Source organism: Streptomyces sp. NPDC021115, from assembly GCF_044333065.1.
Classification (GTDB): Bacteria; Actinomycetota; Actinomycetes; order Streptomycetales; family Streptomycetaceae; genus Streptomyces.
In genome coordinates, this window is the sequence record NZ_JBIRQF010000030.1 from 1 (window position 1) to 17,079 (window position 17,079).

Sequence of the window (17,079 nt, forward strand, 5' to 3'; positions counted from 1 at the left end):
CCACGGCCGTGGTCAGCTGGCTGACCGCGGTACCACTCGCGGGCACCTCCAACCGGACCGTCATCGAGTACGAGACGCTGGGCGCCGTTGCCATGACCGTCTTCCTCTGCTTTCGCTTGTGCCAGGTAGTTCAAGCCCGGACGACCGGGCCACATCCTCAGATGGTTGCACCTACCTTCTGGTACGGGGTAACCCGGCCCGACTTTCGGACATATTGTTCTGACATACCGGGGTGGGGTCAGCCGAGTGGAAAGCCCCACTCCTTCGCGGGAACGCCGGGCGAGGCGGGCCGTTCCCGCAGCCCACGCACCTAGGCTCTGGCGCGCACAGCGCCGAACGACGTCCAGGCGGCGTCGAGGAACACGAGGAGCAGCGGGCATGGCTCAGGGCACCGTCAAATGGTTCAACGCCGAGAAGGGCTACGGCTTCATCGCCCAGGAGGGCGGCGGACCGGACGTCTTCGTCCACTACAGCTCGATCAACGGCAACGGCTACCGCAGCCTTGCGGACGACCAGCGGGTCGAATTCCAGATCGTGCAGGGCCGCAAGGGCCCGCAAGCCGAAGAGGTCCGCGTCCTCGGCTGAGGACGCGGACCTCCGCGCTATGACGTCGTAGGTGGCACCGACCCGCCATGCTCGCCTCGCGGCAAGTGGTCGCTCGTAGCGACGATGGTTGGGCCCGGGGGCTTGGATCGAGCCGGTGCCACAGCAAGGCTAACAAACCATCCCCGGAAGCGATTCCCCGCCGGACGGCCCGATTTCGGTCCGTCGCCCGGTCGGCCCCCGGACCGCCCCCGGACAGCCCCCGGCCGTCGCGCGGCCGTCGCTCAGTCGGCCCTGAGCAGGTCCGGGACCCCGTCCCGGTCCGGGTCGTCACGCTCGCCGGGGATCACTGTCAGCCGCTGGGTCGCCCGGGTGAGCGCCACGTACAGCACCCGCAGCCCGGCCGGTGACTCGTCGGCGATCTCGGCGGGCGAGACCACCACCGTCGCGTCGTACTCCAGCCCCTTGGCCTCCAGGCTGCCCAGCGCCACCACCCGGTCGCCGAGCCCGGCCAGCCAGCGGCGGGCCTTCTCGCGGCGGCCCATGGCGACGACGACGCCGACCGTGCCGTCCACCTCCTCCAGCAGCCGGGCCGCCTCGGCGCGCACATGGGCGCCCAGGTCGCCGTCCGCGCGCTCGGGGACCGGCGCGAACCGCGGGACGGCGCCGGTCGAGCGGACCGCGCGGGGCGAGGGCGTGCCGGGCATCGCGAGGGCCAGCACCTTGGCGGCCAGCTCGGCGATCTCCGCCGGGTTGCGGTAGTTGACGGTGAGGGTGAAGCGGCGGCGCGGACGGGTGCCCAGCGCCTCGTCACGGGCCTCGGCGGCCTCGTCCGGGGCGGACCAGGAGGACTGGGCCGGATCGCCGACGACCGTCCAGGTGGCGTGGCGGCCGCGCCGCCCCACCATCCGCCACTGCATGGGCGTCAGGTCCTGGGCCTCGTCGACGATGATGTGCGCGTAGTCGGCGCGCTCCTGCTCCGCCCGGTCGGCGCGGCCGCGCCGGGGCGCGCTGCGGTCGGCGAAGGTGGTCAGCTCGTCCAGCCCGGTGAGCTGGTCCAGCGGATCGACCTCGCGGGGCTTGGCGGGGCGGGCCGGGACGCCCAGGACGGTGTGCAGCTCGTCCAGCAGCGCCACGTCGTGCACCGACAGCGGGCCCTTCCCTTCCGGGCCGAGACGGGCCAGGGAGCGGGCCACCTGACGGGCCTCGCGCGGGTTCAGCACCCGCCGTGACCAGCGGGCCAGACGCTTCTCGTCGGCCATCGCGGCGAGCACGGAGCGCGGGGTCAGCTCGGGCCACCAGGCGTCGAGGAAGTCGGTGAACGCGTCCTCGCCCGAGATGTCCTCGTCGAAGCCCTCCCGGGCCTCGGCGGCAAGTTCGGGGTCCGTATAGCGCCGCGGGCCGCCCGAACGGGCCCACAGGGCGTCCAGCAGCAGCCGTCGGGCGCGCGGGCGCAGCAGGTTGACGGGCGCGGTGCCGCCCAGCGCGTTCTGCCGGATGCCGCGCAGCTCGTCGGCGTCCAGCTCGACGCGGGTGCCGAAGGCGACCACCCGCAGCAGCTCGGGCGGCCCGCCGGGTCTCTGCCCTCTGCTCGGCGTCGGCGTGTCGTCGGCCGCGTCGTCCAGGGTCAGCTGGCCGTCGTCGGCAGCGGCGGGCGCCGGGCGCGCCGGCGTCAGCTCCAGGGCGCCGCGGGCCGCCTTGCGCAGCACCTTCGTCATGCGCGACGAGCCCTTGATCCGGGCCACGGCCGGTTCGTCGTACGTGGTGGCCTCGGCGCCCTCGACCAGGGAGCCGACCGCGCGGATCGCCACCTGGCCCTCCTCGCCGAGCGAGGGCAGCACGCCCTCGGTGTACGCGACGAGCAGCGGGGTGGGGCTGACGACCAGGATGCCGCCCGCGTACCGCCTGCGGTCCTGGTACAGCAGATACGCCGCGCGGTGCAGCGCGACCGCGGTCTTGCCGGTGCCGGGGCCGCCCTCGACCTCGGTGACGGAGGCGGCGGGCGCGCGGATCACCATGTCCTGCTCGGCCTGGATGGAGGCGACGATGTCGCGCATGGTGTGGCCGCGGGCCTGGCCGAGCGCGGCCATCAGCGCGCCGTCGCCGACCACCGGAAGCGCCTCGCCGCCGAGGGTCGCGGTCAGCTCGGGGCGCATCAGGTCGTCCTCGACGCCGAGCACCCGGCGGCCCTTGCTGCGGATCACGCGGCGGCGCACGACGCGGCCGGGGGCGACCGGGGTGGAGCGGTAGAAGGGGGCGGCGGCGGGGGCCCGCCAGTCGATCACCAGCGGGGAGTAGTCGGCGTCCAGCACCCCGATGCGGCCGATGTGCAGGGTCTCCGCGATCTCCGCGCGGTCCCCGTCCTCCCCCGGCCGGATGGCGTCGTCGGCGGGTTCGACGGAGGTGTACGCGCCGTCCGGGCCGCGCTCGCCGTCCTTGCCGAGGAGGAGATCGATGCGGCCGAAGAGGAAGTCCTCGAACTCGCTGTTCAGCCGGTTGAGGTGGACCCCGGCGCGGAACACCTGGGCATCGCGCTCGGCGAGCGCGCCCGGGGTGCCGACCTGGCCGCGCTTGGCGGCGTCGTTCATGAGGAACTCCGCCTCGTGGATCTTCTCCTCGAGGCGGCGGTACACACGGTCCAGATGGGTCTGTTCGATCCGGATCTCGCCGTCCCGGACCCCGTCCCCACCGTCACGCGGCGGGGCCGTCCGGCTTTCGTGCGTGACGTTCCGCGTAACGTTCTGCGTGGCGTTCTGCGCGGCCACCCAAGCCCCCTTCTGTGTACATAGGGCAGCCGTCAACCGTACACCCACCCGTGCGTGCCGCTCGGATATCGACCGGTCGGAAATGGACCTCGGACAGCGAGGGTCGGACGGGTCAGACGTTGACCTCGGCCAGCCGCTGGCCGTCGAGGGTGCGGACCTCGAAGCGGGCGATGTCGCCCTCGTTCATGGCCGCGCCGCCCTGGGCGTACAGCGGTTCCTTGTTCCAGCGGGAGCCGTCGCCGTCCTTGATCCCGTAGCCCGCGGTGGGCACGGCCCACGTCGTGACGGTCTCCTCGTGACCGTCCTTGCCGATGGCGATCAGATTGCAGCTCTTGGGGCCCTTGAGGTTGCCCAGCTTGAGCGCGATGCCGGTGCCCCAGCCCTTCTGGACGAGCGAGACCGAGGCGTCCACCTTGGTCTGCGGGTCCACCGAGCTGTACTTCTTGCCCTGGTCGTACGCCACCTGCGCCGGGTTCGGCGCGGCCACCGGGGGGTTCCCGCCGCCCCCGCCGTCGCCGTCGCCCGAGGTGACCGCCGCGCCCGCGAGCGGGCCGCCGACGATCATGAGGCCCGCCGCGGCGACGAGGAACAGCCGCCTGCGGCGCTTCGTACGGCGGCTGACCGTCACCTCGTCGAGCAGCCGCCCCAGCAACTCGGGCCCGGGGCGGGCGGTGAGGGTCGCGGGGTCGGGGACGGCCGTGCCGTCCGCGTTGGTCGCGTAGTCGGCCAGCAGCGGGGGGATGCCCATCAGCCCGTCCAGCTCTGCCGCACATCGCTCGCACCCGATCAGGTGCTCCTCGAAGCGCGCCGCGTCGGCCGCGTCGAGGACGCCGAGCGCATAGGCGCCGACGGCGGTGTGCTGCTGGTCGTCCGCTGCCGGCATCATGCCGTGACCCCCCGTTCCTCAAGTGAGAGCTTGAGGGCACGCATCGCGTAGTAGACCCGGGAACGTACGGTCCCGGGCGGCACGCGCAGCACTTCCGCAGCCTCACTCACCGTCCGTCCCTTGAAGTATGTCTCGACGAGCGCCTCTCTGTGCGCATCGGACAGGTCATTCAGGGCATCGGAAATGGTCATCTGGCGGAGCGCCCGGTCTATGTCATCCGCTGCGGGCATGACATGCAGGGGGGCCGCGTCGACCTCTTGGGGGCGGGCACGGCGGCTTCGGTGGCCGTCGATGACGATACGGCGAGCCACCGTTACCAGCCACGGGCGGACGGACCCGCCGCTGCGCTGGAGCTGGTCGGCATTGCGCCAAGCCCGTAAAAGCGTCTCCTGAACCACGTCCTCGGCGCGGTGCCGGTCGCCTGCGACCAGGCGCAGGACGAAGGCGAGAAGCGGGCCCGCATGCTCCGCGTAGAGCGCGCGCATCAGCGCGTCGTCCGGTGTCGTCCTCTCGGTCACGAGGGCATCTTTGCGTACGCAAGGCGCTGGGTCGAGGGGCGTACGGGCTGGAATGATCCGCCGTTCATTCACAACCCTGTGACATTCCTCCCACTTCTGCACTGAACATTTCCCGGGCCACGACACGTACTTGAGGCCGAGAACCCGGCGCCGGGCGGGCGTCGGCCACCATAAAGGGCTCCCTCCCCAAACACCGCCCCGCAGGCCCCGGTCCCCCCATCCGGGGCCTGCGTCATGTCTGAAACTCGTTCATGTTTTGCTCGTGCTTGGGGTTTGAACGGCGTCTGTGGCGTGCCACGCGCTCCCGGTTGCCGCACAATTCGCTGGAGCACCAGCGGCGGCGGCGCCCCCGCGAGGTGTCCAGGTACACCAGCGAGCAGCTCTCCCCCTCACAGCGCCGCAGCTGCCCGCGCGCGACCGGGTCGGTGAGCAGCGCGACCGCGTCGCGGGCGATCTGCGCGAGCAGCGCCCCGCAGTCCGGGGCGGCCGTGAGCCGGGCGACGAGGGTGCCGTCGGTGGCGCGTACGGCCCGTACGGCGGGCGGGGCGGTGGCGGCGAGCGCGTTCACCCGCTCCAGGTCCGGTCCCGCCGCCCTCCCCTCGACCTCCGTGTGCACGATGCGGTGGAGGAGGTCGCGGGCGGCGCGGAAGCGGGTGAGCCATGCGGTGTCGACCGCGTCGAGGACCGTGCCCCGGGGGATGAGCCCTGTGCCGAGCAGCCAGGCTCTGAGGGGTTCGACGCCGTCGAGGCGTTCGACGGGGGTCTCGGTGAGGCGGCCGTCGACGGTGGCCACCAGGTCCAGGCAGATGCGCCCGGAGTCGAACCGCAGGTCGAAGGCGTCCGCCGCCATGTTCCTGTCACCTCCAGGGGCACGTGGGCTCCCCTCCAGGGTGCCCGTCCCGGCCCCGCCCCGGTACCCCGCCTGGGGCTGCGCCCCAGCCCCTTGGGGGCTCCGCCCCCAAACCCCCGCTCCTCAAACGCCGGAGGGGCTGGGTGGTACGGCCCGGAGCGGCTGGGAACGTGCAACCTGGTTGTGGGCAATCGTCCCGCGGGGCGGGACGGGTGGGCACAACCCGACCACCGGCCCACGCCCGGAAACGAAACGGCAAGGCGCACCGGGGCGTATCCGGGAGCGAAACGGCAAGGCGTGCCGCTACGCGTCGGCGTACTTGGCGTCGGCCGCTGGGTCGAGGGCCAGCCGGTACCCCCGCTTGACCACCGTCTGGATCAGCTTCGGCGAGCCCAGAGCAGTCCGCAGGCGAGCCATCGCCGTCTCCACGGCGTGCTCGTCCCGCCCCGCCCCCGGCAATACCTTCAGCAGGTCGGCACGGGCCACGACCCACCCCGGGTGGCGGGCCAGGGCCCGCAGCAGGGCCATCCCGGCGGGCGGGACGGCCCGCAGCTCGCCGTCCACGACCACCGCGTGGCCGCGGATCTCCAGCCGCCGACCGGCGACCGGCAACGGGCGCACCCGGCCGGGAAGTTCCGCGGTCAGCAACTGCACGAGCGGGCCGAGCCGGAAGCGTTCGGGCTGACTGGTGGGCACGTCCAGGACCTCCAGCGGCTGCGCGGTCACCGGCCCGACGCACGCGGCCAGCACATCGTGCCGCAGCGCGTCGAGCAACGCGTCCCGCAGACCGCGCCGCTCGGCCCGCTCCAGCAGGCTCACGGCGGCGGGCGCACTCGTGAAGGTGACGGCGTCCACGGCACGCGCGACCGTGGCGTCCAGCAGCCGGTCGACCGGCCCGATGTCCTCCGGCGGCATCCACCGGTACACCGGCACGCCGACGACCTCCGCGCCCCCGGCGCGCAGCGCCTCGACGAAGCCGGGCAGCGGCTCGCCGTGCAGCTGGACGGCGACGCGGCGGCCGTCGACGCCCTCCTCCAGCAGCCGGTCGAGCACCTCGGCCATCGATTCGGAGGCCGGGAACCACTTCTCGGTGAGCCCGGCGGCCCGTATGGCGCCGCGCACCTTGGGCCCGCGGGCCAGCAGTTCGACGTCGCGCAGCCGGTTCAGCAGGGCGTCGCCGAGACCCCAGCCGTCGGCGGCCTCGACCCAGCCGCGGAAGCCGATGGCGGTGGTGGCGACCACCACATCAGGGGCGTGGTCGATCAACTGCTTCGTGGCGGTGAGCAGTTCGGAGTCGTCGGAGAGCGGTACGATCCGCAGCGCGGGCGCGTGCAGGACGGCCGCGCCGCGCCGTAGCAGCAGGGCGCCGAGTTCATCGGCGCGGCGCGCGGCGGTGACACCGACGGTGAACCCCGCGAGGGGTCCGACGGTCGTCGCCTGGTGTTGGTCTCGCTGCATGTGGCTCTGACTCTCGGCTCTCGGCTCGTCCCGGTTCACTGTCGTATGCGCGCCTTGGGGTGAGTCGTCATCCTGGCGCCGTCCCGTGACGGACGCGGTTCACGGAGGTTTCCCGGGTGTAACGGGGCGTACGGTCACGAGCACGCCTCCGACCGTACGCCCCGGCTGCCTCACGCGTGGCTCATACATCCGCGTAGGCGGGCTGCCGCGCCGCCCGGGCCTCCGGTGCCCCGGCGTCCGCGGGCCGGGCCGCGGCCGGGGTGCGGCGGAGGTATACCGCCCAGGTCACCGCCGAGCACAGGGCGTAGTAGGCGAGGAAGGAGACGAAGGCCGGGGTGCCGGAGTGGGCGCTGCCGAAGGACTCCCGGAAGGCCAGGTTGATGCCGAGCCCGCCGAGCGCGCCGACCGCCCCGATCAGCCCCATCGCCGCACCGGACAGCCGCCGCCCGTAGGCCGCGGCCTCCTCGCCGGCGAGCCCGCGGGCGACGGCCTTGGCCTGGAAGATCCCGGGGATCATCTTGAACGTGGAGCCGTTGCCGAGCCCGCTGAGGACGAAGAGCGCGATGAAGCCGACGAGGAAGACGGGCAGCGACCGCTGCGCCGAGGCGTAGACGACCACGAGCGTCGCGGCGGCCATCCCGGCGAAGTTCCACAGCGTGATCCGCGCGCCGCCGTAACGGTCGGCCAGCCGCCCGCCCACGGGGCGGATGAGGGAGCCCAGCAGCGGGCCGATGAAGGTGAGCGAGGCGGCCTGCAGCGGGGTGCGGTCGAACTGGTTCTGGAGCACCAGACCGAAGGCGAAGCTGTAGCCGATGAAGGAGCCGAAGGTGCCGATGTAGAGCAGCGACATGATCCAGGTGTGGGCGTCGCGGGCCGCCTCCTTGGCCGCCCCGCCGTCGTTCTTCACCGGCGCCAGGTTGTCCATGAAGAGCGCCGAGAGGGCCGCGGCGACCACGATCAGCGGCAGGTAGACGGCCAGCACGATCCGCGGGTGGGTGGCCCCGGCCGTGCCGATGACGAGCAGCCCGATCAGCTGGACGACCGGCACGCCGATGTTGCCGCCACCCGCGTTGAGCCCGAGCGCCCAGCCCTTCTTGCGCAGCGGGTAGAAGGAGTTGATGTTGGTCATGGAGGACGCGAAGTTCCCGCCGCCGACCCCGGTGAGCGCCGCGACCACCATGAACGTGGTGTACGAGGTGCCGGGCTCCATCACCCAGGCGGCCGCCAGCGACGGCACCAGCAGCATCGCGGCGCTGATCACCGTCCAGTTGCGGCCGCCGAAGCGGGCCACGGCGAAGGTGTACGGGACGCGGAGGACGCCGCCGACCAGGGTGGGCATCGCGACCAGGAAGAACTTCCCGGCCGGGTCGACCCCGTACTCCGGCCCCATGAACAGCACCATCACCGACCACAGGCTCCAGATGGAGAAGCCGATGTGCTCGGAGAGGATGGAGAAGACCAGGTTCCGGGTCGCGATCCGCTCCCCCTTCTCCCGCCAGAACGTCTCGTCCTCCGGATCCCACTCCTCGATCCAGCGGCCCCCCTGACGGGCGGCGGTGGTGGTCGGGGCAGTCATCAGGCCTCCACGGTGCTCGGTGTCGCTGCCCGACGGTAGGCACGGTGGATTACCGGGCTGTGGCGGCAGGTGACCGCCACGAAACCTTGCTCTCACCCGCGGGGGCGGGATGCGGTGAGGGGTCCTGTCGCATACCCGCCCTTGTGTACTGTTCGGATGGACCGCCCGCCCCGCCGGAGGATCGCATGAGCGCACATCCCGTCGAACCGCCCGTCGACGGCGTCATCCCCCGACCGGAGCGGACCCCGGAATCACTGCGCCTCGCACTCGCACGGGTCGCACCCCATCGCCTCGGCGAGATGGAAACCCAGAAGAACGAGGCGTTCGCGCTGGCGGCCGAGCACAACAACCTGGGTCCCATCCGCCAGTGGCTGACCATCTGGGCGGGCGAGGTCGAGATCGAGCGCCGCCCTGACCTCACGGCGCGCCGCCGCAACGCCGAGCACGCCGTCCACACCCTCGACAGGGACGACCCCGCGTGGCGTTCCGCCATGAACGATCTCCTGGCCGTCGTGAACGAGGCCCGGGAGACAACCGCGTGAGCTGGGCCTGGGAGTACGAGCCCGGCGAGGAACACGTCGTGGGCGGCGCCCCACCCGCCTTGATCGCCGAAGTGGAGAAGAAGGCGGACGAGCTGGTCCGGGCGGCGGCTGCCCTCTACCTGGACGGCACTGCCTACCAAGGCCCGTCACCGCGCGGCGAGAATCACCTCGTACCCGGCGGCATGTTTGTCTGCCAGGTGATCCCGCGACTGGAGCGCGTCTTCGTCCTCCAGGTCACGGCCTGGTGATCGTCACCGCCTGACGCGCCGCCCATCCCGGGCGGACCCCGCGCATGCCTCCCCCGCGCTGATCCACGGGCTTCCCCCAGCATTTTGTCAACGCCATTGACATACCTCTCCGCGCCCACCTATACCTGCTGCCCATCGAAGCGCTTCGACGAACGTTGCACGTGCACATTCCTCCCAACCCTCCCGGAGGCAGTGGATGTTGACGGCACGGAAACGGACGAGACGACGGACGGGACGACACGGGGCCGTCATCGCGGCCGCCCTCGCGGGGGCACTGGTCCTGGCGGGGTGCGGGGGCGGCGGGGATGAGGCCGGGGACGGCAAGACGCTCCGGTTATGGCATTACGAGGCACCCAACGGCGCCATGGGCGCGGCCTGGAAGCAGGCGATCGAGGAGTTCAAGAAGAGCCATCCCGGCGTGACGGTGAAGTTCGAGGAGAAGGGCTTCGAACAGATCCAGAAGACCGCCTCGATGGTGCTCGGCTCGGACAGCGCGCCCGACCTCATGGAGTACAACAAGGGCAACGCCACCACCGGGCTGCTCTCCAAGCAGGGGCTGCTCACCGACCTCACCCCGGAGGTCACCAAGCGCGGCTGGGACAAGCCGCTCAACGCCGAGGTGCGCACCACCAGCCGGTACGACGAGCGGGGCGTGATGGGCTCCGGCAAGTGGTTCGGGGTGCCGAACTACGCCGAGTACACGATGGTCTTCTACAACAAGACCCTCTTCGAGAAGCACAAGGTGAAGGTCCCGACCACCTTCGGGGAGTTCACCGCCGCGCTGAAGGCGTTCAAGGACAAGGGCGTCACCCCGCTCGCCAGCGCGGGCGCCGAATACCCCGCCCAGCAGTACGTCTACCAGCTGGCCCTGTCCAAGGCCGACCGCTCCTGGGTGGACGCGTACGAGCAGTACAAGGGCAAGCCCGACTTCCACGACGCCGCCTGGACCTACGGCGCCACCACCTTCGCCGACTGGGTGAAGAAGGGCTGGATCGCGAAGAGTTCGAGCGGCACCAAGGCGGAGGACGCGGGCGCGGCGTTCATCGCGGGGAAGTATCCGATGTTCTTCTCCGGCAGCTGGTGGTTCGGCCGCTTCCGGTCGGAGATCAAGGACGAGTGGGGCACGTTCCCCTTCCCCGGCTCGAAGCTGACCCTCGGCTCCGGCGGCAATCTGTGGGTCGTCCCCAAGGGCGCGAAGAACAAGCAGCTCGCGTACGACTTCATCGACATCACGATGAAGAAGGGCATCCAGAACACCCTGGGCAACAAGGGCGGCGTGCCCGTGGCCGCCGATCCGGCCGCGATCACCGACCCCAAGGCGAAGAGCCTGATCCAGGACTTCACCGGCTACGCCGACCGCGGCGGCCTCGCCTTCTACCCGGACTGGCCGGTGCCGGGCTTCTACGACACCCTCGTCTCCGAGACCCAGAAGCTGATGACGGGCAGCGCCAAGCCGGACGCCTATCTGGACGCGCTGGAGAAGGCGTACGAGGCGGGCGCGCCGAAGGGATGAGAGCGCGCCGCGAGTATCCGTACACGCTCTTCCTGATCCCCGGCGCGCTGGCGTTCCTCGCCGTCATCGTCGTCCCGTTCCTGATGAACACCGGGATCAGCCTCACCCACTGGCAGGGCGTCGGCACCCCGGAGTGGGCCGGTCTCGACAACTACCGGACGCTGCTGGGCGACGACGCCTTCTGGGAGTCCTTCCGGCACAGCGTCGCCATGGTGGTGGCGATGGCGGCGATCCCGACCGCGCTCGGCCTGGTGCTGGCGGCCGCGCTGTTCGACTACGTCGGCAAGCACGTCGGCACCCGCGTCGCGAGCGTGCTGCGCGCCTGCTTCTATCTGCCGCAGGTGCTGCCGATCGCGGTCGCGGGCATCGTCTGGAGCTGGATCCTGGCCCCCGACAACGGCGCGCTCAACGACCTGCTGGAGGCGGTCGGCCTCGGCTCGCTGCGCCACGACTGGCTGGGCGATCCGGATCTCGCGCTGTACAGCGTGATGGGCGTGATGGTGTGGGTCCAGCTGGGCTTTCCGCTGGTGGTGTTCATGGCGGGGCTCCAGCGCGTCGATCCGGCGCTGTACGAGGCGGCCGAGCTGGACGGCGCCTCGTGGTGGCGGCGGTTCTGGCACGTCACGCTGCCGCAGATCCGCCCGGAGATCTCCGTCGTGCTGCTGTGGTGCACGATCGCCGCGCTCAAGGTGTTCGGCGCGGTGTACGTGCTCACCAAGGGCGGGCCGGGCGGGGCGACCAACGTCCCCTCGTACTTCTCCTTCCAGTCGTTCTTCGAGAAGACGCAGATCGGCTACGGCTCCGCGGTCTCGACCGTGCTCACCGTGATCATCCTGGCGCTGGCCCTGGCCGCCCTGCGCCTCCAGACGAGGGCGGAGGACCAGGAGCGATGAGGTCCCTCAGGCGATATCCGGTGCTGGCCGCGCTGATCGTGGCGGCCGTCCTGATGGTGCTGCCGTTCCTGGTGGTCGCCCTCAACGCGGTCAAGTCGCCCGCCGAGTACTCCGCGAACGGGCCGCTGAGCCTGCCCGAGGGGCTCTATCTGGACGGGATCACGGACTTCTGGGAACGGGTCGACTTCGGGCAGAAGCTGATCAATTCCGTGCTGATCTCGGGCTCGGTGGCGATCGGCGCCGCCGTGCTGTCCGTGCTCAACGCGTACGCCATCGGCATCGGCCGGGTGAAGGGCCGCCCCTGGGTGCTGGCCTTCTTCGTGCTGGCGAACATGCTGCCGCAGGAGGCGCTGGTCTACCCCGTCTACTACCTGTCGAAGCGGGTGGGGCTGTACGACACCCGGCTGAGCGTGATCCTCGTCTTCAGCGTGATCCAGGCCGCGTTCGGCACCTATCTGCTCGCCTCCGTCCTCGGCGCCTTCCCCCGGGAGATCGTCGAGGCGGCGCGGATCGACGGGGCGAACAAGTGGCAGGTGCTGTGGCGGGTGGTGGTGCCGGTCAGCCGCCCGACCATCGGGGTGCTGCTGGTGTTCTTCTTCATCTGGACCTGGAACGAGTTCCTGCTGCCGCTGGTGATGCTGATCTCCAACGACAACCAGACCGTGTCGGTCGCCCTCGGTGTCCTCCAGGGCCAGCGGCTGATGGACGCCACCATGACCAACGCGGCCGCGCTGCTCGGCGTGGTCCCCGCGGTCATCTTCTTCCTGATCTTCCAGCGGACCCTGACCCGTGGCATCGCCGCGGGCGCGGTCAAGTGACGAGGAGCGGCGGTTCATGAAGTTCAGCGACGGCTACTGGCTGCTGCGGGACGGCGTACGCGCCGCGTACCCGGCCGGGGTGCTCGATGTGGAGACGGGGCACGGCGACGTGGAAACGGGCCCCGCCGGCCTCACCGTGCACGCCCCCACCCAACCGGTGCGCCACCGCGGCGACCTCCTCAAGGGCCCGGTCCTCACCCTGACCTGCACCGCGCCGATGCCCGGCGTGATCGGGGTCCGGCTCACCCACTTCGCGGGCGGGGCCGACCGGGGCCCGTCGTTCGAGCTGGCCGACGGCTCGTACGGGGAGGTGTCCTGCGACGAGGACGAGGCCCGGCTCACCTCCGGCGCCCTCACCTTGACCATCGCCCGCACCGGTCCGTGGCGCGTGGCCTTCGAGGCCGACGGCCGCACCCTCACCGACAGCGGGCCCAAGGACATGGCCCTCATGGAGACCGCCGAGGGCGGCCACTACCTGCGCGAACGGCTGCGCCTCGGGGTCGGTACCTCCGCTTACGGCCTCGGCGAGCGCTTCGGCCCGCTGGTGAAGAACGGCCAGACCGTCGACATCTGGAACGCCGACGGCGGCACCGCCACCGAACAGGCGTACAAGAACATCCCCTTCTACCTCACCGACGCGGGCTACGGCGTCTTCGTCGACCACCCCGGCAACGTCTCCTTCGAGGTCGGCTCGGAGGCGGTCTCCCGCATCCAGTTCAGCGCCGAGTGCCAGGAGCTGACGTACTACGTCATCCACGGGCCCACGCCCAAGGAGATTCTCCGGAAGTACACCGCCCTCACCGGCCGCCCCGCGCTACCGCCCGCCTGGTCCTTCGGGCTGTGGCTGTCCACCTCCTTCACCACCTCCTACGACGAGGAGACGGTCACCGGCTTCGTGGACGGCATGGCGCGGCGCGAACTGCCGCTGTCCGTCTTCCACTTCGACTGCTTCTGGATGCGCGAGCACCACTGGTGCGACTTCACCTGGGACCCGCGCGTCTTCCCCGACCCGGCGGGGATGCTGCGGCGGCTGCGCGAGCGGGGCCTGCGCGTCTGCGTATGGATCAACCCGTACATCGCGCAGCGCTCCCCGCTCTTCGCCGAGGGCAAGGCGGCCGGACATCTGCTCAAGCGGCCGGACGGCTCGGTGTGGCAGTGGGACCTGTGGCAGCCCGGCATGGCCCTGGTCGACTTCACCAGCCCCGCCGCGCGGGCCTGGTACGCGGAGAAGCTGACCGCGCTGCTCGACATGGGCGTGGACTGCTTCAAGACCGACTTCGGCGAGCGGGTGCCGCTGGACGTGGTGTACGCGGACGGCTCCGACCCGGAGCGGATGCACAACTACTACACCCACTTCTACAACCGCACCGTCTTCGAGGCACTGCGCGAGCGGCGGGGGACGCGGGAGGCCGTCGTCTTCGCCCGCTCCGCGACCGCGGGCGGCCAGCAGTACCCGGTGCACTGGGGCGGCGACTGCGAGTCCACGTACGAGGCGATGGCCGAATCCCTGCGCGGCGGGCTCTCCCTCGGGCTGTCCGGCTTCGGCTTCTGGAGCCATGACATCGGCGGCTTCGAGGGCACCCCCGATCCCGCGCTCTTCAAGCGCTGGATCGCCTTCGGCCTGCTGTCCTCGCACAGCAGGCTGCACGGCTCGTCCTCGTACCGCGTGCCGTGGCACTTCGACGAGGAGTCGGTCGCGGTGCTGCGCTTCTTCACCCGTCTGAAGCTGCGGCTGATGCCGTACCTGTACGAGGCGGCGCGGCAGGCGCACGGCGAGGGCGTGCCGGTGATGCGCGCCATGGTCCTCGAATTCCCCGATGACCCGGGCTGCGCGGGACTGGAGCGGCAGTACATGCTCGGCGGGGATCTGCTGGTCGCGCCGGTCTTCGACGACGAGGGCGAGGTCGCGTACTACGTCCCGGAGGGGGTGTGGACGCATGTGCTCAGCGGCCGGACCGTGCGCGGCCCGCGCTGGGTGCGCGAGCGGCACGGCTTCCTGAGCGTCCCGCTGCTGGCCCGGCCCGGCGCCGTGATCCCGTTCGGCGCGGCGTACGACCGGCCGGACGCCGACTGGGCGGACGGGGTGACGCTGCGGGTGTACGAACCGTCCGCCCTGCCCGGCACCGGGGTCACCGTGCGGGTCCCGGCTCCGGACGGTTCGACGGCCGCCGCGTTCACCGTCGTACGGGACGGGGACACCCTGCGCGCCGAGGCGGAAGGCGCCCCGGCGCCCTGGCGGGTGGAGGTGGTGGGCGGGCCGTCCGCCGACGCGGAGGCGGGGACGGCCGCCCTGACGCTGACGCTCAGCCCGCCGCTCAGCAGCGACGGGGCTTGACCCAGGAACACTCCAGGTCCGCTGTGCCCGCCGCGCCGCGTACGGCCCGGGGCCGCACCGCCTTGACGCGCCCCTCGCCGGACGACCCCGCCAACGTCACCACGATCGCGTCCTCCAGGCTCTTCACGGAGGGGGCGAGGTAGTTGTTGAAGACGATGCTGTAGACCAGCTCCCGGCCGTCCGCGTCGGTGACGTACCCGGAGAGCCCGGAGGCCCCGGTCAGGGAGCCGGTCTTGCCGCGCGCGTTGCCCGCGGCCGGGGTGCCGCACATGCGCGAGCGCAGCGTGCCGCCGGTGAAGCGGTCCGGGGCGCAGGCCACCGGCAGGGACGCGTACCAGCCCGCGTACCAGGGCTGCTGACGGACCGCCAGCAGCAGCTCGGTGAGCTGCCCGGCCGCGATGTTGTCCATCCGGGACAGCCCCGACCCGTCCACCTGCCGCGCCGCCCCGCTGTCCACGCCCAGCTTCTTGAGCCAGTCGGCGATGGCGGCCAGCCCGGCGTCCCAGGTCCCGCGGCCCGCCGTCTCGTAGCCGATCGCCTTGGTCAGCACCTCGGCGTGGATGTTGTTCGAGAGCTTCATGAAGGGGATCAGCAGCTTCTTGAGCGGCATCGAGCGGTGCGACGCGAGCGGACGCGCGTCCTGCGGGGTGGCCTCGCCGAGCCGGGTCCGCCCTTCGACCCGTACGCCGTGCCGCTCGAGCGCGTCGGCGAACACGGCGGCGGCGTACCCGGTGGGCTCCCAGACGCTGACCCACTCCTTGGCCGTCGGCGCACCGGGGGCGATGGCGCCGCTGACGGTGATGGTGTTGGTGCCGTGCTGTCGTTCGACGGTGAGGCCGCCGCTCCCGGTGGTCGCCCGGTTGTCGATCCGTACGTACCGCGTCTTCGGCGTGACCGTCACCTTCGGCCGCTCCCCCGCCGAGGCGCCGGGCGCGACCTCGACGATGACGCTGCCCGCGTCGTAGTCGGTGTCGGGGGCGACGGTGAGCGGCGAGATCTGCGCCGCGTAGTACGACGACTCGTCGTCCGCGGCCCAGGAGCGGCCCACGCGCTGCGCGTCGAACCGCGTGTCGTCGGCGACCAGCCGCCCGGTGACCCGGCCGATCCCCGCGTCGGCGACGTCCTTCGCCAGCCGGTCGTAGTCCGCGGCGAGCATCGTGGGATCGCCGGTCCCCCGCAGGTACAGATCCCCGCGCAGCGTCCGGCCGTGCCGGGTGCCCTCGGCCGACACGTCGGTGCGGAACGTGTGGTCGGGCCCGAGCAGGCCCATGGCGGCGGCCGAGGTGAACAGCTTGGTGTTGGAGGCGGGCATCAGCCGGTCGTCGGCCTGATGCCGGTACAGCACGTCGCCGGACGCGGCATCGGCCACCACCACCCCGGCCGCCCCGCCCCTCAGCAGGGGGTCGTCGAGGATGCTGTCGAGTATTGTGTCGAGCCCGCCGCGCGAGGCGTCGGCCCCGGCCGGTGAACTCCAGGTGAGGGTACAGACCAGCCCGATGACGAGGGGCCAGCTCCAGGCGCGCGCACGACGGTTCACAGGTCTCCTCATGCGACGGCAGGATCCCGCACCGGGTCGCCGCGCGACAGACCGCCCGGGCGCAACCGACGCTCTGGATCAATGCGTCCCTGTGTCAGAGGGGCGGGAAAACGAACACAACGAAAGGGGCGAAACCACCCATGGGCATGCCCGGAGCCGATCTCCTGTGCGTTGCGATCGGCCTGTTTCTCTACGCCTGCGCCCTGCGCGACGCCCGGCTGGTGCGACGGCTGCACCGTGAGGGAGTCCGTACGGAGGGGCTGGTGGTCGCCAACGTGGACCGCCAGGCCCAGAAGCAGAACCAGAAGCAGAACCGGAACCAGACCCGGAAGCAGAAGCAGAACCGGCATACGACCCAGACGCCGGTCATCCAGTTCCACGACCGTCAGGGCCACGAGGTGGAGTTCACGACCGCGATCCAGGGCATCGGCCTGGGGCTGCCGACCGGCCGGAGGGTGGAGGTGATGTACCTCCCGGGCGAGTCGCGGAAGGCCCGGGTATGGATGCGGCGCCAGCTGGTGGGCCCGACGCTGGGCATGATCCTGGCCGGCACGCTCTTCCTCGGCTTCGGCCTGATGGTCGCCTTCAGCTGACGGC

Annotated in this window: 15 protein-coding genes; 8 read left to right on the top strand and 7 right to left on the bottom strand. The window is 71.5% G+C overall.

From position 1 onward, the window contains the following. Window positions 1-378: 378 nt before the first annotated feature. On the top strand, window positions 379-585 hold the full coding sequence (locus ACH4TL_RS43595) for a cold-shock protein (protein ID WP_009717477.1): 207 nt from the start codon (window positions 379-381) through the stop codon (window positions 583-585). Between the two features lie 242 nt (window positions 586-827). Here the strand turns inward: ACH4TL_RS43595 and ACH4TL_RS43600 are convergent, their stop codons facing one another. The 6 genes from ACH4TL_RS43600 to ACH4TL_RS43625 form a co-directional block, all read right to left on the bottom strand. Continuing rightward, on the bottom strand, window positions 828-3,206 hold the full coding sequence (locus ACH4TL_RS43600; protein WP_398330759.1) for a HelD family protein: 2,379 nt from the start codon (window positions 3,204-3,206) through the stop codon (window positions 828-830). A 214-nt stretch (window positions 3,207-3,420) separates the two neighbouring features. Next, window positions 3,421-4,194 (bottom strand): anti-sigma factor family protein, encoded by a 774-nt coding sequence (locus ACH4TL_RS43605; RefSeq protein WP_398330589.1) that lies wholly within the window; start codon window positions 4,192-4,194, stop codon window positions 3,421-3,423. Then, a complete protein-coding gene (locus ACH4TL_RS43610) occupies window positions 4,191-4,679 on the bottom strand; it encodes a sigma-70 family RNA polymerase sigma factor (RefSeq protein ID WP_398330762.1) in 489 nt (162 codons plus the stop codon). The genes ACH4TL_RS43605 and ACH4TL_RS43610 overlap by 4 nt, the downstream gene beginning before the upstream one ends. Before the next feature lie 265 nt (window positions 4,680-4,944). Then, window positions 4,945-5,562: a CGNR zinc finger domain-containing protein gene (locus ACH4TL_RS43615; protein WP_398330592.1), complete on the bottom strand. Its 618-nt coding sequence runs from the start codon at window positions 5,560-5,562 to the stop codon at window positions 4,945-4,947. A gap of 303 nt (window positions 5,563-5,865) precedes the next feature. Next, the gene (locus tag ACH4TL_RS43620; protein WP_398330595.1) at window positions 5,866-7,020 is read right to left on the bottom strand and encodes a uroporphyrinogen-III synthase; all 1,155 of its coding nucleotides are present in this window, start codon (window positions 7,018-7,020) and stop codon (window positions 5,866-5,868) included. 181 nt (window positions 7,021-7,201) lie between these two features. Continuing rightward, the gene (locus ACH4TL_RS43625; RefSeq protein ID WP_398330598.1) at window positions 7,202-8,596 is read right to left on the bottom strand and encodes a nitrate/nitrite transporter; all 1,395 of its coding nucleotides are present in this window, start codon (window positions 8,594-8,596) and stop codon (window positions 7,202-7,204) included. Between the two features lie 185 nt (window positions 8,597-8,781). Here ACH4TL_RS43625 and ACH4TL_RS43630 point away from each other — a divergent pair, with 185 nt between their 5' ends. The 6 genes from ACH4TL_RS43630 to yicI all read left to right on the top strand — a co-directional run bounded on the left by ACH4TL_RS43630 (window position 8,782) and on the right by yicI (window position 14,945). Then, window positions 8,782-9,138 (top strand): hypothetical protein, encoded by a 357-nt coding sequence (locus ACH4TL_RS43630; RefSeq protein WP_398330601.1) that lies wholly within the window; start codon window positions 8,782-8,784, stop codon window positions 9,136-9,138. Next, window positions 9,135-9,386: a hypothetical protein gene (locus ACH4TL_RS43635; protein WP_398330604.1), complete on the top strand. Its 252-nt coding sequence runs from the start codon at window positions 9,135-9,137 to the stop codon at window positions 9,384-9,386. Before ACH4TL_RS43630 ends, ACH4TL_RS43635 begins: the two co-directional genes overlap by 4 nt. A 196-nt stretch (window positions 9,387-9,582) precedes the next feature. After that, window positions 9,583-10,899 (top strand): extracellular solute-binding protein, encoded by a 1,317-nt coding sequence (locus ACH4TL_RS43640; protein ID WP_398330607.1) that lies wholly within the window; start codon window positions 9,583-9,585, stop codon window positions 10,897-10,899. Further along, window positions 10,896-11,792: a carbohydrate ABC transporter permease gene (locus tag ACH4TL_RS43645; RefSeq protein ID WP_398330610.1), complete on the top strand. Its 897-nt coding sequence runs from the start codon at window positions 10,896-10,898 to the stop codon at window positions 11,790-11,792. The genes ACH4TL_RS43640 and ACH4TL_RS43645 overlap by 4 nt, the downstream gene beginning before the upstream one ends. After that, window positions 11,789-12,610 carry a carbohydrate ABC transporter permease gene (locus ACH4TL_RS43650; protein WP_398330613.1) on the top strand — a complete coding sequence of 274 codons (822 nt, stop codon included), beginning with the start codon at window positions 11,789-11,791 and terminating at the stop codon, window positions 12,608-12,610. The genes ACH4TL_RS43645 and ACH4TL_RS43650 overlap by 4 nt, the downstream gene beginning before the upstream one ends. A gap of 16 nt (window positions 12,611-12,626) precedes the next feature. Continuing rightward, entirely contained in the window at window positions 12,627-14,945 is a 2,319-nt protein-coding gene (yicI, locus tag ACH4TL_RS43655; protein ID WP_398330616.1) for an alpha-xylosidase, read from the top strand. Here the strand turns inward: yicI and dacB are convergent. After that, on the bottom strand, window positions 14,926-16,494 hold the full coding sequence (gene dacB / locus ACH4TL_RS43660) for a D-alanyl-D-alanine carboxypeptidase/D-alanyl-D-alanine-endopeptidase (RefSeq protein WP_398330619.1): 1,569 nt from the start codon (window positions 16,492-16,494) through the stop codon (window positions 14,926-14,928). The genes yicI and dacB overlap by 20 nt on opposite strands. 128 nt (window positions 16,495-16,622) lie before the next feature. Here dacB and ACH4TL_RS43665 point away from each other — a divergent pair, with 128 nt between their 5' ends. Then, entirely contained in the window at window positions 16,623-17,075 is a 453-nt protein-coding gene (locus ACH4TL_RS43665; RefSeq protein WP_398330622.1) for a DUF3592 domain-containing protein, read from the top strand. The last annotated feature ends 4 nt before the right edge of the window (window positions 17,076-17,079 follow it).